A 21869-nucleotide genomic window follows, 5' to 3' on the forward strand; every position below is an offset into this window, starting at 1 on the left:
CCACCTGGTTCGGATTCCGGCACACGGTAACCGGCTGAGACGGGACCGGGTGAGTGATCCGCAGCGCTCGCTCCCCGGGTCGCCTGCACCGCCACTGGAACGCGGGACCCGGCGCATCCCGTGGACTGCTACTGCACCAACGGCGGCCCACCAGGGGATTGACAGATCACTTTCGGCACGCTGAGGATTGGGTCAGTCCACTGACCGTCACCGGAACAGCCTCTCGTTCACCAGATCGGCACCCGCTGTCCGCAGGTCGGCGATGCGGGCAGCTCGGTCCGCCGCAGCCGGACACCACCACCTTCCCTCTCCCCGTGTCGTGGGCGCTGCCGACCCCGCAGCGACCACGCGCGACCAACCAGAGCGGAACCGCGTACCCAGGGCGGGACCCTCGGCACGTCAACCGGCCATCCATGCCGAGAAAACCGAGAAGGGCGGACATGACATGCATGATCCCCTAGGTCCACGGTGCCGACGCCGCCTTCCCGTCCCGGCCGCGCTGGCCGCCGCCGCGGCCGTCGTGCTGCTGGTCAGCCCGGCCGCGGCGATCGTGCCACAGGCGGCTCCACCCGCTGCCGACCTCGGCCGTGTCGCCGACGAGGAGGCAAGCGTCGTCGAGGTGCTGCTCGCCGACACCGCGCAGCTCGACGCACTCGTCGCCACCGGCGTCGACCTCGACCACGACGTCGCACGGACGGAGAACGGCGTGGTGGCGCACGCTGTGATCACACCCAACGAGGCCGCGGCACTGGCCGCCGCCGGGTTCACCCTGGGCGGGGTCGTGCATCGCCCCGGCGACGCGCGGGCCCGCGTCGCCGAACGGGAGGCGACCATCGCGGAGCACGTCGCGGAGAACCGGGAGTTCTCCACGGCGGCAACGGCGGCGGACGTCTCCGACATCAAGATCATCCGCGCCGACTACTACACCTCGGGGACCAGCCAGGTCCTGTCCGTGGAGGCGAAGTGGGCGCAGGGCCAGACGGCCAGCAACACCCTCGTCGTCGAGCGGGACAGCGGCCCGGGCACCGAGATCGGCTCCGGCGGGACGCAGGCCATCTCCCGCTTCGTCGACGCCGGCGTCTACCTCTACCACCGCGGCGCCTCGCTGGTGACGAGCCGCCCCGACTACGTCCGGATCACCAGCCCCACTGGCGACGTCGCCGTGGCCAAGGTGCAGGAGTGGCTGCCCATTCCGGACACCAACCCGGAGGGCCCGGGGTACCAGAAGGACTTCGTCACCAGCTACCTGACGCCCACCGAGCTGTACGGGCGGATCCATCAGCTCGCCGCCGCGTTCCCGGACCTGGCCGAGATCGTCGAACTGCCGTACCGGACCAACGGCTACCGGCGCCACGCGCAGGCGGTGTTCGGCACCGCCAACGCCAGCCGCGTCGCGGTCGACTCCCTGGCGTGGGGGCACCAGGGCGGCAACGACATCTCCGTCGAGCTGGTCAACCCCGGCGCCGCCAACGCCGCGTTGTCGGTGACCGTGGCCGGCAAGGTCATCCGGGTGAACCTGGCCACCGACGCCGCCGGCGCGGTGACCAGCACGGCAGCCCAGGTCGTCGCGGCCCTCAACGCCGGCGCCGGGTCGCTGGTCCGGGCGTACACCTATCGGGGGAGCGCGGGCACCGGCGTGGTCGCGCCGGCACCGCGGACGTCGCTCAGCGACGGCCTCAGCGCGCCGGCCAGCGTCTCCCGCGATCCGCAGCCGGTGTACGCCATCCGAATCGGCAAGCAGCGCGACGGGTCGAAGCCGGGCGTGCTCGCCTACGCGCAGGAACACGCCCGGGAATGGGTGCCGCCGCTGGTCGCCATCGAGACCGCCGAGCGGCTGCTGCGCAACTACGCGCACGACGGGCAGACCAAGCAGCTGCTGAACAACCTCGACATCTGGATCGCGCCGTCGGTCAACCCCGACGGTGGCCACTACTCCTTCTACGACTTCAACTCCCAGCGCAAGAACATGACCAACCATTGCCCGCTCACCGGAGCCGCCGACTACCTCGGCCGCAATTCGTGGGGCGTGGACAACAACCGCAACTACACCGAGTACAGCCTCTTCGACGGCTACTCCGGTGCGTCCGCGAGCTGCACCAGCGGCACGTACGCCGGGCCGAGCGAACTGTCCGAACCGGAGAACAGGAACCTCGACTGGCTGGCTGCCCGACCGAACATCGCGTTCTCCATGAACCTGCACTCGTCGGGCAACTACTTCATGTGGTCACCCGGCGCGTACGCCCTGCCCGACCGGATCTCGGCGCCGCGCCCGACGCTCGCCCAGGAGTCGGCGTTCTGGGGCGCCTCGTCGCGGATCCTGACCGCGATCAAGCGACACCGGAACATGGCGGTCACCCCGGCGCGGACCGGCCCGATTTCCGACGTGCTCTACTCGGCGGCGGGCAACTCCGGCGACATGCTCTGGTACAAGTACGGCATCTACGCCTGGAACTTCGAGGTCGGCACCGAGTTCCAGCCGGAGTGGGACGAGGCGCACGCCGAGACGATGGAGTTTGCCAACGGCCTGGTGGAGCTCATGCGGGTGGCGCGGGACTTCGACCGGGACCACACCCGGCCGGAGAGCAGCCTGTCGGTCACCCCGAGCTCGACGCCGGGGATGGTGAACGTGAGCTTCGGCGTCACCGAGCCGGCGGCGGTCTTCTACACGGTCGACGGCAGCGCACCCACGTACTCGTCGATGCTCTACGGCTCGGCGGGCATCCGCGAGGGCGGGGAGACGCTGACCCTGCCGGTGGGCACGGAGATCCACTGGTTCTCGGTGGACTCGGCGGGCAACGTCGAGAACAACTACACCGCCGACGGCGGCGCCAGGAACTACCGCAAGGGTCAGGCCGTCCTCCCGACGGGCTGATCAGCGACGGGTACGGTCGACGGCCGCGGCGCTGTCCGGCGTCGCGGCCGCCGGCTGGGCAGCGGCTCGACGATGGAGCTGGGCCCGGACCAGGTTGGGCCAGCCGCCCGGGGTCGGGCGCGGTGCGCAGGTACTCCTCGTGGAACTCGGACCCGTGCAGGTGTTCGGGCTGCAGATCCTGGATGCCGTCGAGCAGCCCCGGGTACACGCCCCTGATCGAAGCTCACCGACGCCGGCACGAGCCGGCCGACCCGGGGCGCGTGGTCGGTGCCGAGACGCAGCGCCACCATCGCGCCCTGGTGCGGTTTTGTCGTACCTCAAGGTTTCCGGCCAGGCGGTTCGAGCGCTTGTCGATAAGGACGACCATGAGCGAGCCGTTGAACGGTTCGGGCGGCGGGCGCCAGGAGATTCGAACGAGCACCAATCGCACCCGTGGCTCCGATGAGGGCGCGTAGTACACGGTTTGCCCGCTCCCCGCGTCCGTTCTCGTCCGCCGGCGGTGAGAGCTGTGGAACACTGAGGCCTGGTACACGCTCAATGAGATCCCGGGCCGGGTGGTGCAGCCGCAAACCTTCTTCGAGGCCGAGGAGGGCCGTACGGCCGCCGTCGGCATGGCGACCGACCACGCCGCCTACTCCGGCGCCGGCTTCGCCGCCGGGTTCGCCCAGGAGGGCTCGTCGACCAGAATCTCCGTCGATGTCCGCGAGGCCGGGACGTACAACCTGGCGATGCGCTACAGCAACGGCCCGAATCCCTACTCCGGCGAGAAGCAGCTGAGCCTGTACGTCAACGGTGAACGGGTCGAGCAGACGGTCTTTCCCTCCACCGTGACCTGGGAAGAGTGGGGCACCGTCACCACCACCGTACACTTGAACAAGGGTCGCAACGTGGTCGAGTACCGCAAGGAGGCTGCGGACTCCGGGCACGTGAACCTGGACGTGCTCGCCGTCCGGCCGCACGGCAAACGCATCACGCTGTTCAACGGTGGCGAGCTCACCGAGTGGCAGCACAGCGACGGGCGCGAACCGGAGTGGGCGATCGCCGACGGCGCCATGACGGTGCGCAACGGGGACCTGCGCACGGTGCAGGCCTTCGGCGACTTCCGGCTGCACGTGGAGTTCAACCTGCCGCTGTACCCGCCGGACGTGACCGGCCAGGCGCGCGCCAACAGTGGGGTGTACCTGCAGGACCGCTACGAGATCCAGGTGCTGGACTCCTTCGGCGTCGACCCGCCGCAGACCAACGACGCCGCGGCCATCTACACCCAGAAGGCCCCCGACGTGAACGCGGCGCTGCCGCCGCAGACCTGGCAGACGTACGACATCGTCTACCGGCAGGCCCGCTTCGACGCATCCGGGAACAAGGTCGACAACCCCCGCGTCACCGTAGTGTGGAACGGCGTCAGGGTGCACGACGACGTCGAGATCCTCGGGCCGACTGGCGACAGCCGGCCCGAGGGCCCGGCGACGGGTGCCATCCGACTTCAGGACCACGGCAATCCGGTCCAGTACCGCAACATCTGGATCGAGCCACTGGCCCGGTAGCTTCGCCAGCGGTCAGAACGTGGACGGCCGGGTACCGGTTCGTCAGCCCGGCCGTCTGCAGCAGAGCCTCGGCCCCACTGAGCAGGGCACGCAGGTGCCGACTGGAGCGCCGTCCTCGTCAGCGAGGTGAGTGTCGGGTGAGCGCTCACCACGAATGGTTCAGGCCAGCTCGCGGTCCAGTGCGGTGGGGGAGAGGACATGCTGGACGACCATCGCCGCGGCGCCGATGACGCCCGCGTTCGCCCCGGCCTGTGAGGTGGTCAAGGGCGAAGGTTCAGCGTCCGCGACTGCGTAGGATGGCGGGGTGATCCGGCTCCGGATGGGTCTGGCTGATGTGGCGAGGATGCGGTTTGCGTTATCGCCTCTCGCCGAGGTGATTGAGAGCCTGTACCAGTTGTCGTCAGGGCGGGTGTCGCCGCTGCACCAGGGCTGGTTGGAGGCGACGCGGGACGGCCTGCGTGGTGTGGACATGGCGCTGCTGGGCGCGGTGGTGCCTGCGAGCGCGTACGTGGCGGATTTCCTGTTCGTGGCGGCCACCGACGCCGGCACCATCGACGACCAGCTGCGGTTGGTTGCCGAGTCGCCCGTGGCGGGAATCCGTGCCGACCTGGCGGCGGTGTGGGGTCGGGAGCCGATGCCGGCGCCGGCACGGGCGTTGGCTTCCGAAGGGGCGGCTGGTGCTCGGCGGTTGGCCGACGCGCTGTGGCGGTACTGGTCGGTGGCGATCGAGCCGCACTGGCGGGAGCTACGCGCGGTGCTGGAGGATGACGTCGCGTATCGGGCTGGCCGGCTGACCGGCGGTGGTGTCGATGCGCTGTTGTCGAGCTTGCACCCGGAGGTCAGCGTGCGGGGTGAGATCCTGCGGATCGACATGCCCCGGCACTCGGTGGACCATGACCTGGCCGGTGACGGACTCGTGCTGGTGCCGTCGGTGTTCGCGTGGCCGAACCTGGTGGTGGACAAGGGCCCCGATCGACCCGCGAGCCTCATCTATGCCTGCCGAGGAGTCGGCACGATGTGGGGAGGCGACTCCCGAGACGCCGACTACGCCGACGACGCGCTGGGTGCGCTGCTGGGTCACAGCCGCGCGGCGATCCTCAGCTGTCTGGCGCTGCCGAAGTCGACCACCGACCTCGCCCGTGAGCTCGGTCAAAGCGCGCCGTCGGTCAGCTTCCACCTGTCGGTGCTGCGCCGCAATGGCTTGGTGACGTCGTGGCGTTCCGGGCGCCGGGTGTTGTACCGGCACACGCCGCTGGCCAGCGGACTGCTCGGGGCTAGTGGTTCGGGGTTCGAGCGGGACTGTCCGGATCCCGCGTGAGGTTCCGACGGCGACGCTGGATTCCAGCGCCATCGAATCGTTGGTGACCTTCCAGGAGGCCTGCGACCGTGAGCGGACGCACGCATTCGACGCGCTACGGTGCCTGGTTGATTCGCAACCTGGCGTTCATCACGACCACCGCCGCAAGCGTCGAATGTTGTCGATCATTCGGACAGGGAAGGCAGGAATCGTGCGGAACGAAGACACTCGTGGCCTGACTCGTCGCGGGGCCCTGCGGGCGGCCGTCACGGTCGGCGCCGTCGCAGGCCCCTTCGGGTTGGCGGGAACAACGACCTCGCCGGCGTTTGCCGAGCCCGGGGTGACGTTGCCGGCGGCCACAACGGACGTGACACCGTTCCGGCTGTCGGTGTCGGACACCACGCTGCGCGATCTGCAGCGGCGGTTGGCGGCGGCCCGGCTGCCGGAGCGGGAACCCGTTCCCGACGGGTCCCAGGGCGTGCCGCTGGAGCGGCTACGCGGCCTGGTCGAGCACTGGCGGACGCGGTATGACTGGCGTCAGGTCGAGGCGCGGCTGAACGGGTTCGGCCAGTTCCGCACCCAGATCGACGGGATGGGAATCCATTTTCTGCACGTACGTTCCCGGCACGCCAACGCCGTACCGGTGGTGTTGACCCATGGCTGGCCGGGTTCGGTGGTGGAGTTCCTCGACGTGATCGGGCCGTTGACGGATCCCACGGCCTTCGGCGGGAGCGCTGTGGACGCGTTCCATGTCGTGGTGCCGTCCCTACCGGGCTTCGGATTCTCCGACAAGCCGGCCACGGCCGGGTGGAACATCCAGCGCATCGCGGGAGCCTGGGCGGAACTCATGTCCCGTCTCGGCTACCGTCGCTGGCTCGCTCAGGGCGGCGACCTGGGCGGCTCCGTGACGCACGAACTCGCCAAGCTCGGGCCCGCCGGACTCGCCGGGATCCACCTCAACTTCTTCCCCGTATTCCAGCCCCCGATCAGCGACCCGCCCACGCCGGAGGAGCAGGAGGCGCTGGACAAGCTGCAGCGGTTCTTCAACGACGGCGTCGGCTTCATCTACGAGCAGTCCACGCGCCCCCAGACGGTGGGGTATGCGTTGACCGACTCCCCGGTGGGGCAGGCGGCGTGGATCTACGAGAAGTTCATGGAGTGGACCGACAGCGACGGCAATCCCGAACGGGTCCTCGGCGTCGACCGGATGCTCGACGACATCATGCTGTACTGGCTGCCTGGCACCGCGGCCTCCTCGGCGCGAATCTATTGGGAGGACGCGCGGGCCACTGGCACAGCCGACGACTTCAAGGTCCCGGTCGGATTCACGGTCTTTCCCCGCGAGATCATCCCAACTCCGAGAATCTGGGCCGAACGCGTCTACAAGTCCAAGCTCATCTACTTCAACACGGTCCCCCGTGGTGGCCATTTCGCCGCGTTTGAACAACCAGAAATTCTTGCCGAGGAGCTGCGGAGGTTCGCTCGCTTGGTCCGTTGACCCTGTGCCGTGCCATAACTGGTCGCACGGGTTGTGAACTGCGGTGCTGGTTGGTGGTGAACGGCTGGGCGTAGGCCCATTCGTCGCACAGGGTCCGGTTGAAGCGTTCGGCTTTGCCGTTGGTCTGGGGCCGGTAGCGGCGGGTGAAGCGGGCGTGGGTGCCGAGGGCGGCCAGGGCGTCGCGTCAGGCGCCTGCGCGGCGGTAGGCCAGGCGTTGTCGGTGATGACCTGTTCGATGGGGCTGATGCCGTGGGCGGCGACGTGATCGGCGGCGCGGCGCAGGAAGCCGGCACAGGTGTCGGCTTTCTCGTCGGGGTGGATTTCGGCGTCGGCGAGGCGGGTGTGGTCGTGGATGGCGCGGTGGACGTAGTCGAAGCCGACGCGGGTGCCGTAGCGGGCGCGGGGGTGTTCCAGGCTGTCGCGGCCGTGCACGCGCCAGCCACCGCCGTCACGCAGGCGGCCCGGTTTCTTGACGTCGACGTGGACACGAGTTCGCCGGGTCGATCTCGTTCGTAGCGGCGAACTGGCTGGCCGGTGGGCCGGCCGAGGCCAGGCGGTGCTGGCCGTGCCGGGTGAGCACGGCGTGCACGGTCGGAGCGGGAACGCCCAACAGCGGGGCGAGGCGGCGCGGGGGCGAGCTTGCGGTCCTGGCGTAGCTGGCAGATCGCCGCTTCAATCGTTGCCGGGGTCTTGCCGGGCAGCCGGCGGGCGACGCTGGGCCGGTCGCGTAGACCGGCCAAGGTCGTTCGGCTCGCTCGCGTTCCTGAAATCTCCAGACCGTCCGGATCTTCCGCTTTGAGGGCGTTTGACAGGCGCGTTGAACGGTACGGCATTTGCGGCTAGCTTCTCGACTGATGTATGCGGAACGCGACAGCGGAGCCGGGCCGATGTGGCCCGGCTCCCTTGCTGATCAGTACGGGCGAAGCGACGTGAAGAATTGCCTCAGTTCGCTGGCGAGCAAATCCGGTTCCTCCAGCGGCATGAAGTGTCCGCCCCTACCTGGTTCGCTCCAATGCCGGATGTTGGTGCAGGCACGTTCGGCGATCTCGCGGGGGAAGTTGGCCTGCGACGGTTCGGTGCTCAACGCGAACGCGGCGGGCACCGTGATGTGGGGTCGTGGGCTGTTGTGGTCGAAGTCGAAGTACTGCCGGAACGAGGAGCCGATCGTGCCGCTCGCCCAATACAGGGTGATGATCGTCAGCAGGGTATCCCGGTCGAACCGGCTCTCCAGGTCCCCGTGGTTGTCACTCCAGTCTCGGTACTTGTCGACGAGCCAGGCGGCCAGTCCGGCTGGAGAATCACTCAGTGCCGCGGCGATGGTGTCCGGCCGGGTGCCCATGATGGCGCTGTAGCCGCCATCGGTCTGGTCGTACGCCGCCTCGGCATCGAGATACGCCTGCTCGGCGGGCGACAGCGGCTGGGAGTCGAAGCTCGCCGGGAACGGTGGGTGGATCATATGAATGCCGGCCACCTGCTCGGGATACAGGGCGCCCAGCCAACCGGTGACCACGCCGCCGACGTCGCCGCCGAAGGCCCCGTAGCGTTGGTAGCCAAGGACGTCGGTCATCAACAGGTGCAGGGTCTGCGCCATCGCAGCGCGGGTGAGCGGCCCTTTCGGCAGCTCCGAGTACAGAAACCCTGGCAGCGAGGGAACCACCACGTCGAACGCGTCGGCGGGGTCGCCCCCGTACTGTGCGGGGTTGGTCAGGCGATCGGCCAGCGGCAGCATCTCCACGAAGCTGCTGGGCCAACCGTGGCTCAGGATCAGCGGCAGCGGCGCGGGCGCACCGGCCGGACGCGTCCCGGGTACGTGAAGGAAGTGGATGCGCCTGCCGCCGATCTGGGCCTGGTAATGCGGCAGCGCGTTGAGTTCGGCTTCCCGAGCGCGCCAGTCGAACCCGTCGGCCCAGTAGGACACCAGGTGCCGCAGGTAGTCGGGATCGGCACCGGCCTGCCATGGCTGATCGCCGCTGCGATTGGTGAAGCGCGTACGGGCCAGTCGGGCCCGCAGGTCGTCGAGTACCTCGTCGGATACATCGATACGGAACGGGGAGAAGGTCATTGTTCCTCCGGCTAGGAGGCGCTCCCCGACGCGAAAGTCAGCGGACAGGGATGGCCGGGTGGAGCGCCCAGACGTGACATTGGGTGTTCACCGGGCTCACCTCCCCTCATCACTGACACGGGTCACCTTACACGTCCCCTTCTGCCGCCCATCGCGAGCGTCGACCGCCCCATTTCTGGATTAATCGGGCATATTGTGACCTTGCCGCGACCGTGACACGGCCGGGTGGTACCCGTCCGCGTCGGTGTGTGGCATTGAGGTCACACTTTGGGGCATGGAGTTCTTCTGCTACCACCGCGACCGGCCCAGCTCGGTGGCGCTGCGCGACGAGCTGCTGGAAGAGCATTGGTCCTACATGGACCGGTACGCGAGAGAAATGATCGCTCGCGGACCGACCCTTGCCGGCGACGGCGACACGCCCACCGGCAGCGTGCACATCGTCGACCTGCCCGACCCCGCCGCCGCGCGCGTGTTCGCTCTCGACGAGCCCAACTATCAGGCCGGCGTGTACCGGGACGTGCTGCTGCGCCGGTGGCGCAACGCGCTGGGGCGCACCATGTGGGACTTCCCCGGAGGCCGGACCGGTGGTAACCGGTACCTGGTGCTCGGCCTCGGCGCGGGGCAGGCCGCTGACCTCGCGGTGCCGCCCGACCGGGACGAGCTGATCGCGTACGGGCCGCTGCTGTCCGACGACGGCGCCACCTGGCTGGGTACGGCGGTGCTTGTGCGGGCGCCGGATCCGGACAAGGCACGCGCCGTGCTGACCCCGGACCGGTACGCCGACATCGAGGTGCACAACTGGCAGTTTGGCGGTCGGCCGTCATGACCCGAGGCTGGCTGTGGACTTGGTGCAGCGTGTCGACAGGCGTGGATGCGGCAGGGGGAGCCTGCTCGGAGTTGTCTGGCTTCGTCGACGCCTGTCAGCTTCCCCGGGGCCAAGATCGAACGTCCGGATCTGCCGCACTCAGCTCGGTAGATGCTTCAGCCATCGCGTGTGTAGGGCCTCATAGCGCGCCGCGTCAACGGCGGCCGGGTCGTCCAGCAGCGCGACGACACGGGCTCCACTCGGCAGTAGCCTGCTGTGAGCGGAGATCTCCGGCAGCGGCGGAGCTGGCAGCATCCTGCTCACCTCAGCCCCCAGGTAGGTCCACCATCCCAGCAGCGCGGGCCACCCGTCGACCGGATGATCTTCTTCGTGAATTCGCGTCAGATGCCAGATCTGATCCAGCGACCACTCGTCCATGACCCGACCGATGCCGGCAGCTAATGCATCGGCGGCTTGTAGCCACAAGGCGGTCAAGCGCGCGTGCAGCTGACGGTAGCCATCCGCGTCGGAGTTTGGGCGACGAAAGGTCCACGCCGCGTCAAGGGACCAGCTCAGGTTGATCGCCGTACTGGATTGATCGGGCCGACAGCTGAGATGGAGATCGACCCCGTCGGGTGTCCAGAGTTGGCTGGAGGCCTTCCCAGCCGCCATCGCGGCGACCGCCTCGTCCTGGTCCTCAACGATCCGCAGTTCGCCGTCGTTGTCGAAGAGGTTTATGCATCCGTCCGGGCGTCGAAACTTCAGACCGAAGCCGGCCGCCAGCGCGAGTACCTCGTAGATGACCTTGTTGACCGGACGCAGCACGGGCACCCGCAGCTCCCACGTCCAGTCAGAGCCCATCCCGGCATCCTGCCGAGTTCCGATTCCTCGGGGCAAGCGACATCTTCCGGATAATGGACCACCGATGCCTCTGACCCATCGCAGATACGTCTGGGGCGGCTCCACAGCTGGACCACGTCCGCAACTGCCGCTGTCCGCGCGGTCGTGCCGTCGCCCCTGCCGCTCCCCACGACGTGGCGCTGCTGGTAGATGGTGCGTCGAAGATCGGTGGCCGGCCGCCCTTGGATCCCTTCTTTCGTCAGTTGCGGTGCCCGGTCGACCTTGATCGGGATTGTTACTTTGATGCCCCCGCTTGGCCAGGTGCTCCTCTGCACCCGGTCGGGTAGGACCGCCGCATTGCTGTGGCGGTCCCCTCAGGCCCTTGCCCGTGACGCGGTCAGTTCGGCTCGGTGGATGGTGGGCGGGTCCTGCCGCGCTTGCTTGACTTGTACGCGGCATCCATGGACGAGTATTTCGCCGCTCGGGCGATCATTCCGTGCTCGGTCTGGTCGGCGAGGTAGGCCAGGGCGGTGGCCTCTTCGGTCAGGTCGTCGTGCAGGTGGGCCGGCGCTACTGGTAGGGCGTCGGAGAGGGCGTCCTGCGCGTGACGGATCTCGGCGAGCGCTGCGTCGGGGGCACTGGCGCTGAGGTGGCCGGAGGCGCGACGCTTGGCGTTCTGTACCCGCAGGTAGACCAGCTCGGTGCGTACGGTCGGGTCAGGTACCCGTCCTGCGGCCTGGTCACCGGGGACGACGTTGACGTGCAGCGGCAGGGTGAGCGTGTGCTGGGCCAGCGTAGGCAGCTCGACCCAGGTGAACTGGCACGTGGCGACCTGGGCCAGTCCGAGGGTGGCGATAGCGGGGATGTCGAAGGTCAGCAGCAGTTTGCGGGTTTCGTCGGCGTAGAAGTTGCCGAGCTCGGCGAGTAGCCCGTCACCGGTGGTGGTCGCGGGCATGTCGTTGACGATCTGGACCGCGCGTACGTGCGGTGAGGGCTGGATCAGCAGCGACGCTGCTTGGACGGTCTGGGACAGCAGGCCGTCGACCTCGCCGGCGATGAGCGCGCCCGCGGTGTCGGCTTCTTCGGCGAAGTGTTCGTTGCCGGCCCCACCGCGGGCGATCGCCGACATGAGCCGTTCGTCGTAGCCGAGTCCGTAGCCCAGCGTTGAGGTGGTGATGTTGTCGGCGTTGGCCTTGGCGGCGATGGCGCCCAACGTGTCGGGGTCGGTGACGCCGGCGTTGGCGTGCCCATCGGAGATGAGCAGCACGTTGGCTCCGGCCGGCCCGGCAATGCGGCTGGCTTCCTGCAGCCCGCGCAGGTAACCGGCGGACAAGTCGGTGCTGCCACGCGCGTCGAGCTTGGAGATTGCGCGTTTGACCGCCTGTTTGTCGGCGAGCGGCCCGGCTGCGACCGCTACCTCGACTCGGTCGTCGAATGCGACGAGCCCGAAGTTGTCGCCGGGATCGAGTCTGTCGATCAGGCCGATGAGTGCGGTCTTCGCGCCGTCGAGGCGGCCACCGGCCATCGAGCCGCTGCGATCGAGCACCACCTGCAGTGTGGATGCCGGGCGGTCGACGTCGCGGGTCGACGCCGCGGGTGCCGTCAGTTCGACGAGCACGGATAGTTGGTCGTCGGTCTCGAGTGCCAGCACGTCGACATCCAGATGTGCGGAGATGTGCATTTGTCTCCTTCAGCGGCACGGCAGGTACGCAAGCAGGGCTTGCCTGGCGGACGGTAGTGAATCACCGCGCTGTGACACTCCGATGGTCGTTGCCGGGCCTCGGCGCTTCGCGCGAACGAGCGGCGGCATGAGCGTGACGGCCGCGCAGTGCCGATCCGGCGGGCGGCAACCCGGCCGGGTAAGGACGCCGCAGTCGCGCCGTCGCAGTAGGGTCGTCGGGCTGGCGCAGGCCGATGAAGACGGGGGAGTTGCGACGGTGGGGGAGTTGACGACAGCGACTGTGCCGCTGAAGGCGATCCCGAGCGACCGGGTTGCCGGTGTGCTCCTCGCTGCGGCGTGCGGTGACGCGTTGGGCGTGCCGTACGAGTTTCAACCGCAGCTTGCGGCCGGCGAACAGCCCGAGATGCGCGGCGGTGGGCTCGGCCCGTACGCGCCCGGTGAGTACAGCGACGACACCCAGATGGCGATGTGCATCGCGGAGGTGTCCGCCACCGGGGCGGATCTGCGCAGCAGCGACTCCCTCGACCGCATCGCCGGCAACTTCCTCCGATGGAAACGGGAGGGCGCCAGCGATATCGGGGCGCAGACCCGGCAGGTCCTCGACGCGGTCTCACAGGTGAGGGGAGCGGGCGTCGGCGCGGCGATGAGAGACGCAGCCGCGGACCTGCACCGCAGAACCGGCCGCAGTGCGGGTAACGGGTCGCTGATGCGCACTGCGCCGGTGGCGCTGGCCTATCTCGGCGATCCGGAGCCGCTCGCGGAGGCCGCCCGCGTAGTCAGTGAGCTGACCCATCACGACCCCCTGGCCGCGGACGCGTGTGTGCTGTGGTGCGCGGGGATCCGCCGGGCGGTTCTCGACGGCACGTTCGACGGGGTACGCGAGGGTTTGGACCTGCTGCCCGCGGGGCGGCGCGACCGGTGGTCGAGCTGGTTGGCCGAGGCGGAGTCCAAGCCGCCGGAGCAGTTCCGTCCCAACGGGTTCGTGGTCGCCGCGTTGCAGGCCGCCTGGTCGGCGATCAAACACACCGACGTTCCGGAGCACGACCCGGGTCGCGGCAGTTTCCCCTGCCAGCATCTCGAACGCGCTCTGACCGTGGCGGTGCGCGTCGGCGACGACACCGACACTGTCGCGGCGATCGCCGGGGCCCTGCTCGGCGCCCGGTGGGGCTCCTCCGCGGTGCCCCTGGCCTGGCCGCGCATCGTTCACGGCTGGCCGAACCGGCGCGCGGCGGACCTGATCCGCCTGGCCATGTTGACGGCCCAAGGCGGCCAGGCCGGCCAGGGCGGTTGGCCGGGCTGCGCCCGCGCGCCACGACCTGCCGTTGCACCGTTGATGGTGGCGCATCCGCACGACCCGGGGGTGATCCTCGGCAACCTCTACACCGACGCGGCCCCAGCGGGCGCCGGCGCGGTGGTCTCCCTGTGCCGGGTTGGCTGCGACGACTTCGACGACGTGGCCGTCGTCAACCGGGTGTCGGCGTGGCTGGTCGACCAGCCCGACGCCAATGCGCAGCCGCACTTCGTGGTCGATCAGGCCGCCCGGATGGTCCTCGAGTTGCGCAAGGAGGGCCATGTCGTGCTGCTGCACTGCGCCGCCGGTCAGAGTCGCACACCGGCGGTCGCCGCCCGCTACACGACCTTGACCACCGGCATACCGGCGCGCTCCGCGCTGGCCGAGCTGCGCGGCCTGCTCGGCGCGCACGGCTGGACACTCAATCCGGAACTGCGGCAGGTCGTCGAACAGCTGTGACGGGTCACGCCGGGGCTGCTGTAGGCCGCACAGGACCAATCGAGGACTCGGCTGCAGGCGAGGCCGGAACTGTGGCCCCGCCCATGATCGGAGCGGCCCGCACAACCTGCCGGAAGAACCCTGGTGGATGACCGGGCCGCCTGCCCATGGGACCAGGATCGGGGGAGCGGGATGGGAGCAGACGGGTGCACTCAACGGCAGTCAACTGCGCCCAACGGCACCGAACAGCAGTCAACGGCAAGCATGTGCTCCTGCCGGTACTGGCCGTAAAGGCGGGTAGCAATGGGCTCCCCAGCTCCGGCTTTTACGAGTCATTGACGACCTACCGGCCCGAAGACGATCAATCCGACCCGAAAAGGGCTGCTCGCCGGGAGCGCGAGAGGGTCTACGCGGCCTACCCGCCAGACCAACAGTAGAAGCTACTCAACCACAGCCGGTGGGCACCAGGGACTCGGCAGCAGAACTAACGAGAGGAACCGGGGGAGTCCCCTTTCTTCGATGGTCCGGCGGCGAACCGGGCTGGCGGCAGACCGCACACTCCGATCTCCGCCGTGAACACGGCCCCCGAGAACTCGGCGCCGTCGGACCGGCCGGTGGTGACGAACAGGCGTCGCAGGTCAGGGCCCCCGAACGCCAGGTTCGTGACCAGCGGCGCCGGTACGCGCAGCGCACGATCGGGCACGAGTCCGGCGGTGTGCCGGACCACGAGGCCGGATCCCCAGAGTGCCACCCACACGCCGCCGTCGGCGTCGACCGTGATCCCGTCGGGGTGGTCGACCCGTACCGACGCCACCGCACGGCCGTCCGACTCATACGCGGTGACGGTGTCGGCGAAGGTGTCGGCGTGGTAGAGGGTCCGCCCGTCCGGGCTGGTGTCGACGCCGTTCGACGCGCCGATCCGATCGGCGAGGATGCGGTGACGCAGGTGCGCCCCGATTGAGTAGAGGGCACCGCGGTTGGCGCGGGTACGGTCGACCGACCCGACGTAGAGCTGTCCATCGCGTCCGCACACCGCGTCGTTCAGCGACAGGTCGGCCGGCCCGGGCACGGTGACGAGGGGACGGAACGTCCCGTCCTGCGGGTCGAGGGCACCGAGGTCGCGGCCGGCGACGCCGAGCCAGCCGCTCCCGGCGCGCGGCACCAGGGCGGTGACCGGCCGACCGCAGGTGGCGCCGTGGGCGGCGCCGGTGGTCGGGTCGACGACCCAGAGGGTGCGGCCGGCGACGTCGACCAGGTGCAGGCGTCCGGTGGTGTCGTCCCAGATCGGGCTCTCGCCCAGCGCGCAGCGCAGCTCACCCAGGAGCGCCCAGTCGACGTCCTGCTGGGTCACGGTCATCGGCCCGCGGCCCGGGTCGCCGCGGGGGAGCGTTCGGGTCCGGTCACAGCCATCGGGCGCGCAGGTCGGGCCGCAGCCATGCGGCGGGCGAGGCGATGGAAAGGCCGCCGTCCACCGGCAGCACCGTGCCGGTGATGAAGTCCGCGATCGGGGAGGCGAGGAACGCCACTGCGGTGGCGACGTCCTCGGGGCGGCCGACCCGCCGCAGCGGGTAGCCCTCGGTGACTCGGGGCACGTCCGCCTGGCCGATCATGCCTGGTGCGACCGCGTTGACCCGGATGCCGGCAGGCCCGTACTCCAGGGCGAGCTGGCGGACCAGCCCCTCCACGCCGGCCTTCGCCGCCGCGTAGCCAGGCAGGCCGGGCGCGGCGAGGGTGGCGTTGACCGAGCTGACCGCGACGATCGCCCCGCCGCGGGGCAGCAGCGGCAGCGCCGCCCGGACGACGTAGAACATCGAACCGAGGGTGGCGTCGAGGGCGATCCGCCACTGCGCGTCGGTGGTCTGCGTCGCCGGGGCGACCGGCATCACCGCGGCGGCGGGCACCACCACGTCCAGCCGGCCGAGGATGCGGTGCGCCTCGGCGACGGCGGCGGCCGCAGCGTCCGGGTCGGCGCAGTCGGCCACCAGCTCGGCGGTGAACGCGGGGTCGGTGTGCTCGTCGAGGGAGACGCCGACGACCCGGTCACCGGCGTCGGCGAACGCCCGGCCGATCGCGGTGCCGATCGGCGAGGACGCGCCGATGACGAGGACGCCGCGGCCGCTCATCCGGCCAGCCCGAGGTCGGTGAGGATGGTGTTGAGCGACTCCCGGCCGGCGGTGTCGAGCGGGCGGGCCGGCGAGCGTACGGTGGCGTCGGCGATGAGGCCGCGGCGCACCAGCACCTCCTTGTGCACCGCCCAGGCGATGCCCTGCTGGAGTCCGAACAGGATCAGCGGCAGCAGCCGGGTGAACGCGGCGCGCGCCTCGGCGTGCCGGCCGGCTTCCCAGTCGGCGAGGACGGGTGCGAGCAGGTCGGGGAACTCGCAGGCCGGCATGGTGCCGATCGCGCCGCGGGCGTACTCCTCCAGGCAGAACTGGGCGTTCTGGCCGCCGAGGACGGCGAAGGCGTCGTCGGCGCGGGCGGCGACCACCGCCGCGACCTTTGGCGCGGTGGGCGGCGACTCCACCTTCACCGAGGTGACGCCGTCGAGTTTGCCGAGTTCCGCGATGAGCGCGGGTGGCATGGCGACGCCGGTGGCGCCGGGCGCGTCCTGGACCATGACGTCGACGCCGGCGGCCGCGGACACCTCGCCGTAGAAGGCGAGCAGCTGGTCAGGGGTGGGCTTGACCATGAACGGGGGCAGCACCATCAGCGCGGTCGCGCCGCCGGCCACCGCGGCGTCGGCCTGTTCGATCGCGGTCACCGTCGAGGTGCCGTTCACCCCGGCGACGACCGGGACGGTCCCGGCGACCACGTCGGTGACCGTGGCGAGGATCCGGGTCCGCTCGTCGGTGGTGAGCGCGAAGCCCTCGCTGGCCATGCCGAAGACCGCGACGCCGGTCACGCCGCTGGAGAGTTGGAACTCGGTGAGCCGGCGCAGGCTGGGCAGGTCCAGAACGCCGTCGGGCCCGAACGGGGTGGCGAGGATCGGCACGAGGCCGTGGACGGTGTGGGGCACTCAGGACTCCTTGGCCAGGGCGCGAACGGTCTCAGCGTCGACGTTGACGCCGAGTCCGGGTCCCGCGGGCAGGTCGAACGCGGCCGGGTGCATGGGCACCGGCTCGGTGAGGATGCGGGCGCCCACCTCGGTGGAGGTCGGCTGGTATTCGAACGCGGTGAGGTCGGCGACCGCTGCGGCGACGTGCAGACCGGCGGCCAGGGAGACCCCCATGCCGACGGAGTGGTGCGGCGCGACGGGTACGTGCCGCGCGGCGCACAGCTCGGCGATCGCCATCGCCTCGGTGATGCCGGTGCGCGCCACGTCGGGCTGGGCGATCCGCAGCGCCCGGGCGTCGAGCCACTGCGCGAACTCGTAGCGGTTGCGCAGCGCCTCTCCGACCGCGATCGGCACGGTGGAGCGGGCGGCGAGTTCGGCGTGCCCGGCGACGTCCTCCGGCGCGAGGGGCGCCTCCAGGAACCAGGCGCCCCGTTCGGCGAGCCCGCAGGCCAGCGCGACCGCCTCGTCGACCCCGTATGCCCAGTGCCCGTCCACCGCGATCCGCAGTCCGGGCGCGGCGTGCGCCACCGCGTCGACGGTGGCGAGGTCGGCGGCGACGCCGTGCCCGAGGTGCAGCTTGACCGCGGTCGCGCCCTGGTCGACCCAGTCGCGGGCCAGCGCCGCCCGTTCCGCGTCGGTGGACCGGGGCAGCCCGGAGACGTACGTGGGCAGGCGGGTGCGGAACGCACCGCCGAGCAGCTGCGCGACTCTGAGCCCGGTCAGCCGGCCGACGAGGTCCCAAAGCGCGATGTCGACGGCGGCGAGCGCGTCGGCCTGGTGGCCGACCAGGTGCCCGCGTTCGCGCATCAGGTCGCGCAGCCGGTGCCAGGCAGGACGGGGGGCGGTGGCGTCCATGCCGACGAGCACCGGCGCGAGGAGCAGGTTGACGATGGCGGCCGGTACCTCGGGCGCCACCGGCGCCAGGGCCTCGCCCCATCCGGTGGTGCCGTCGTCGGCGATCACCTCGACCAGCAGCGTCTCGTAGCGGGACGAGTAGAGGCTGCGCCACGGCTCGCGGACCTCGTAGCCGTCGCCGATGGTGCCGCCGTCGCGTTTCGGTCCCAGGTAGGCCTGGTCGGTGCGCAGCTTCAGCACGTGGGTGTGGACCTCGCGGACCCGCATCATGCCTCCGCTCCGCAGGCCAGCCGTACCGGCCGGGACCGCTGGTCGCCGACCTGCACGGCGTAGATGAACGCGGCGGACAGGTCGTCCACCGACACGGTCCATTCGTTCGGGTAGACGGTGCGGTCGAGCTGGTGCCAGGTGGCGCCGTCGTCGAGCGACCAGTGCAGGGTCGCCGGTTCGCGGGTGGCGGCCTGCACGTAGGCGTGATAGCGGCTGCCGTCCGGCTTGGGGATCAGGATGCCGCGCACCGGGCCCACCGGGCCGTCGTCGAAGCGGTGCGCGCCGACCGGCGCGGCCTGGGCGCGGTGCAGCGGTACGTCCAGCGGGCCGACGCCGTGCACCACGATCGCGGTGATGCCGTGCCCGGAGACCTCGACGGTGAGCCGATGGTCGACGACGGTGGCCTGCTCCGGTACGCCGCGGTCGCGGATCACCGTCGCCCGGTACGGAGTGCCAGGGGTCATCGGCACCCGCGCCGGGTCCAGCGTCACCGTCACCGTGCCCGGGGTCGCGGCGGCGTTGGTGAGGCTGACGCAGAGCCGGTCCCCACCCTCGGCGGCGATCCAGTTGACCTGGTCGGTGTCCAGCCGCACCAGGCCCTTCGGCAGCCACAGCCAGACCCCGTCCTCGCCGTGGAAGCGACCCGGCCGGTGGCCGTAGACGCGGTAGGCGAACCAGACGTAGTTCTGCTCGAATTCGGCCGGGAAGGCGATCGCGCCGCCGGAGCGGGTCTCGTGCTCGGCGATCAGGTAGTCGATGGCCATGCCGAGCTGGGCGGGCGCGTGGTGGTAGTAGATGGTGGTGTTGCCGAAGGGCCCGGTCCAGGGGAAGTCCGGGCGCATGTGGTGGACCGTCAGCTGCCGGTAGTAGTAGCCGGGGTAGCTGGTGAACCGGCCGACCAGCGCGTTGTGCGCTACGTCGCGCAGCAGGTCGTCGCCGGTGTGCGCGGCGAGCCGCAGCAGGAATGGCGCCCACGCCGGGTTGAGGGTGAACCCGTTGAACCGGTAGGTGTTCACCGCCTCGATGCTCAGCCCCGTCGGGGACACCTGCCAGGCCGGCACCTGCTCGTCGGGCACGTCGGTACCCGGGTAGTCGTACAGGTCGGCGGGGTCCCACCAGCCGGTTAGCTCGATCTGCCTGTCGACGAAGAGCGGCCGCTGCGGGACGGTGACCGTGCCGTCGGGCACCGGGCGGGCGAACACCATGGTGGTGAACCTTTTCGCCTCCCGGTGCGCGGCGTCGAGGTAGCGGCGCCGGCCGGTCTCCTCGTACATCTCGAGCAGCTCGACCCAGGCGCGGCAGTAGTAGACGGCGAAGTCGTGCGGGTCGGCCTCGCCGCCGTACGGCTGGTCGATTTCCTCGGCGATGTAACGGTCGGCGGCCTCCTCGGCCTGTTGCCGCAGCTTCTCCTCTCGGGTCATCCGGTACGCGGCCAGTGGCGCGCTCATCGGCGTGCGCTTCAGCCAGTAGTCCTGCGCGTCGAGGGAGGAGAGCGCCAGCTCCCGGGCGGCGGTGAGCCCGCCCCGGGACAGCGCGTACAGCGGCGCGAGCGCGGGGGCGCCGAACGGCGTGCCGCAGAGCCGGTTCTTCGTCGGGTCGCCGTAGACGGTGGCGTCCTCGCGCGGCGTCCAGCCGTAGGCGTTGCGGGACAGGTGGAACTCGACCGTCGGCAGCGCCCGGGTCTCGTACAGCTCGTCGTCGCCGGTCAGCTGGTAGGCCCCGAGCAGCACCGAGGTGGTGGTCGCGCGGACCGCCTGGTCGTTCTCGATGTCGATGTAGCCCTTGGCCCGGCTCCACCAGCCGCTCGGCGAGCCCTGGTAGTCGACCCGGTCGTCGGCGGTCGGGCCGGCCTTCATCAGGTCGATCAGGTTGTGCACGGTGTCGGTCAGCGAGCAGCCGAATACGTTGCGCCGGTACGCGGTGTAGCCGTACTCGCCGCGCAGCAGGTCGCGGTAGGCGTCGTACAGCTCGGTGCGGCCGGCGTACACCCCGACGGTGAACCGGTACGGCTCGCCGGCGCGCAGGTCGGCCCGCCGGCCGTACTGTGGGGCGTATAGGGTGGGCTGCACCGTGCCCTCAGGGGTGCCGAGGCTCATGCCGAACGGCTGGTCGTCGTCGCCGCGAGCCGACTCGTACTCGAACGGCAGCTCGGCGGCCGGCGCGAAGAGGCCGGTGGTGATCGGGCCGCGCCGCACCAGGCACAGCGGCGCGAACAGCTCGTCGCGCCCGACGGACGCCGGCCCGCCGACCATCCGGGCGTGCCGCAGTGGCCCGCACAGCACCTCGTCGACCTCGTCGACCGGTGACGCCGCGAACGCCCGGTAGGCGACCACGAACCGGCCGTCGACCCGCGGGGTCAGCTTGACGTCCACCATGGGGTGACGGCCGTCCAGCCGCCACGTGACGGCGAGGGAGAACAGTTGCGGGTCGCCGCCACGCAGCCGCACCGCGTTCGGGCCGAGCCGTTCGACCTGGTCGAACGTCACCGGGTGCCGGTCGAGGGTCCCCTGCGGGTTCCGGCGGCTGCCGCCGTCTCCGTGCAGTACCAGCCACCGCTCGCCGAACCGGTCGTCGCCGACCAGTTCCCAGCCGCCGTCGCCCCGTACGAGCAGGTCAGTGGCGTAGCCCGCTCCGCCGTCCCACCGCAGGGCGGCGACCTCCAGGCGGTGCGCGGCCCCCTCGACCGCGGCGTACGGCTCGACGGCTACGGCGGCGGCGGTGGTCAAGTCCGGGCCGGCGGCATCGGCGCGGCCGGCCGCGCGCACCGTGCGCGGGCCGAGGTGGACGACCTCCACCGGGGCGAAGGCGGCGGCCATGGCGGTGGCACCGACGCCGACCCCACCGCCGTCGAGTGGGTCGCGGTCGGTGACGGTGGCCGCCGTGCGCCCGTCGACCGCGACCGTGATCCGGCCGTCGGCGACGGTCACCTCGACGGGCAGCCACCGGCCGAAGTCGAAGGCGAGGATGCTGTCGGCGAGCAGTTCGGCGTGCCCGTCGGCGTGCCGGAGCACCGACAGGTACCGCACGCCGGTGCGGACCCGCAGCCGGATCGCGTACCAGCGTTCGGCGTCGGCGTTGACCCGTAGTTCGGCGCTGCTGACGTCGGCGCCGTGCCGCGGCTCGGGCACCCGCACGGCGGTGCGGATCGCGAAGTTGCCCGTCATCGCTGGCAGCGCCGCGCCGAGCAGGTGCCGCCCGTCGCGGTGACCGTGGCCGTCGACCTCTGTGGGGCGATTGAAAGACGAAAACGCACGGTCAGATGTCACGGAGGCGCTCCGACGTCGCGATTCTGCAACTCGTATGCAATCCGCGATTGACACGATGCAACATGAGCGCCACTCTGACACGACGATGGATGGCA

General features: G+C 70.5%; 14 protein-coding genes and 1 pseudogene. 6 read left to right on the top strand and 9 right to left on the bottom strand.

All coding sequences use genetic code 11. The features are described from left to right. Positions 1-445 precede the first annotated feature (445 nt). The 4 genes from ACFOYX_RS08215 (at position 446) to ACFOYX_RS08230 (ending at position 7211) form a co-directional block, all read left to right on the top strand. The gene (locus ACFOYX_RS08215; RefSeq protein WP_322440192.1) at positions 446-2872 is read left to right on the top strand and encodes a M14 family metallopeptidase; all 2427 of its coding nucleotides are present in this window, start codon (positions 446-448) and stop codon (positions 2870-2872) included. Positions 2873-3426: 554 nt separating this feature from the next. Beyond that, positions 3427-4416: a family 16 glycoside hydrolase gene (locus ACFOYX_RS08220; protein ID WP_322440191.1), complete on the top strand. Its 990-nt coding sequence runs from the start codon at positions 3427-3429 to the stop codon at positions 4414-4416. A gap of 304 nt (positions 4417-4720) precedes the next feature. Next, positions 4721-5734, top strand: coding sequence for a DUF5937 family protein (locus tag ACFOYX_RS08225; RefSeq protein WP_109803380.1), 1014 nt, complete (start codon positions 4721-4723; stop codon positions 5732-5734). A 43-nt stretch (positions 5735-5777) separates the two neighbouring features. Beyond that, positions 5778-7211 (top strand): epoxide hydrolase, encoded by a 1434-nt coding sequence (locus ACFOYX_RS08230; RefSeq protein WP_322440190.1) that lies wholly within the window; start codon positions 5778-5780, stop codon positions 7209-7211. 37 nt (positions 7212-7248) lie between these two features. Here the strand turns inward: ACFOYX_RS08230 and ACFOYX_RS08235 are convergent. Both ACFOYX_RS08235 and ACFOYX_RS08240 read right to left on the bottom strand, forming a co-directional pair. Beyond that, positions 7249-7948, bottom strand: a pseudogene (locus tag ACFOYX_RS08235) (integrase core domain-containing protein); the annotation flags it as partial. Positions 7949-8121: 173 nt separating this feature from the next. After that, a complete protein-coding gene (locus tag ACFOYX_RS08240) occupies positions 8122-9273 on the bottom strand; it encodes an epoxide hydrolase (RefSeq protein WP_322440189.1) in 1152 nt (383 codons plus the stop codon). A 274-nt stretch (positions 9274-9547) separates the two neighbouring features. On the opposite strand from ACFOYX_RS08240, the gene ACFOYX_RS08245 reads away from it, so the two are divergent. Then, positions 9548-10099 carry a YciI family protein gene (locus ACFOYX_RS08245; RefSeq protein ID WP_322440188.1) on the top strand — a complete coding sequence of 184 codons (552 nt, stop codon included), beginning with the start codon at positions 9548-9550 and terminating at the stop codon, positions 10097-10099. 138 nt (positions 10100-10237) lie between these two features. Here ACFOYX_RS08245 and ACFOYX_RS08250 read toward each other — a convergent pair whose 3' ends face one another. Both ACFOYX_RS08250 and ACFOYX_RS08255 read right to left on the bottom strand, forming a co-directional pair. Further along, a complete protein-coding gene (locus ACFOYX_RS08250; protein ID WP_322440187.1) occupies positions 10238-10939 on the bottom strand; it encodes a hypothetical protein in 702 nt (233 codons plus the stop codon). 376 nt (positions 10940-11315) lie between these two features. Beyond that, the gene (locus tag ACFOYX_RS08255; protein ID WP_322440186.1) at positions 11316-12599 is read right to left on the bottom strand and encodes a VWA domain-containing protein; all 1284 of its coding nucleotides are present in this window, start codon (positions 12597-12599) and stop codon (positions 11316-11318) included. An 82-nt stretch (positions 12600-12681) separates the two neighbouring features. On the opposite strand from ACFOYX_RS08255, the gene ACFOYX_RS08260 reads away from it, so the two are divergent. Then, positions 12682-14349, top strand: a complete 1668-nt coding sequence (locus tag ACFOYX_RS08260; RefSeq protein ID WP_322440184.1) for an ADP-ribosylglycohydrolase family protein — start codon at positions 12682-12684, stop codon at positions 14347-14349. A gap of 463 nt (positions 14350-14812) precedes the next feature. On the opposite strand, the gene ACFOYX_RS08265 is transcribed toward ACFOYX_RS08260, so the two are convergent. Genes ACFOYX_RS08265 through ACFOYX_RS08285 form a run of 5 tightly spaced genes read right to left on the bottom strand, consistent with a single transcriptional unit; the run spans position 14813 to position 21672 of the window. Continuing rightward, positions 14813-15685: an SMP-30/gluconolactonase/LRE family protein gene (locus ACFOYX_RS08265; RefSeq protein ID WP_322440183.1), complete on the bottom strand. Its 873-nt coding sequence runs from the start codon at positions 15683-15685 to the stop codon at positions 14813-14815. Between the two features lie 43 nt (positions 15686-15728). Beyond that, positions 15729-16451 carry an SDR family oxidoreductase gene (locus ACFOYX_RS08270; protein ID WP_322440182.1) on the bottom strand — a complete coding sequence of 241 codons (723 nt, stop codon included), beginning with the start codon at positions 16449-16451 and terminating at the stop codon, positions 15729-15731. Then, complete coding sequence (locus ACFOYX_RS08275; RefSeq protein ID WP_322440181.1) at positions 16448-17344, bottom strand: dihydrodipicolinate synthase family protein; 897 nt, start codon at positions 17342-17344, stop codon at positions 16448-16450. Before ACFOYX_RS08275 ends, ACFOYX_RS08270 begins: the two co-directional genes overlap by 4 nt. Beyond that, positions 17345-18508, bottom strand: a complete 1164-nt coding sequence (locus tag ACFOYX_RS08280; RefSeq protein ID WP_322440180.1) for a mandelate racemase/muconate lactonizing enzyme family protein — start codon at positions 18506-18508, stop codon at positions 17345-17347. Then, entirely contained in the window at positions 18505-21672 is a 3168-nt protein-coding gene (locus tag ACFOYX_RS08285; RefSeq protein WP_322440179.1) for a hypothetical protein, read from the bottom strand. The genes ACFOYX_RS08280 and ACFOYX_RS08285 overlap by 4 nt, the downstream gene beginning before the upstream one ends. Between the last annotated feature and the right edge of the window lie 197 nt (positions 21673-21869).

The sequence above is a fragment of the Micromonospora sp. GCM10011541 genome (assembly GCF_042650725.1).
In the GTDB taxonomy this organism is placed as follows: domain Bacteria; phylum Actinomycetota; class Actinomycetes; order Mycobacteriales; family Micromonosporaceae; genus Micromonospora; species Micromonospora sicca.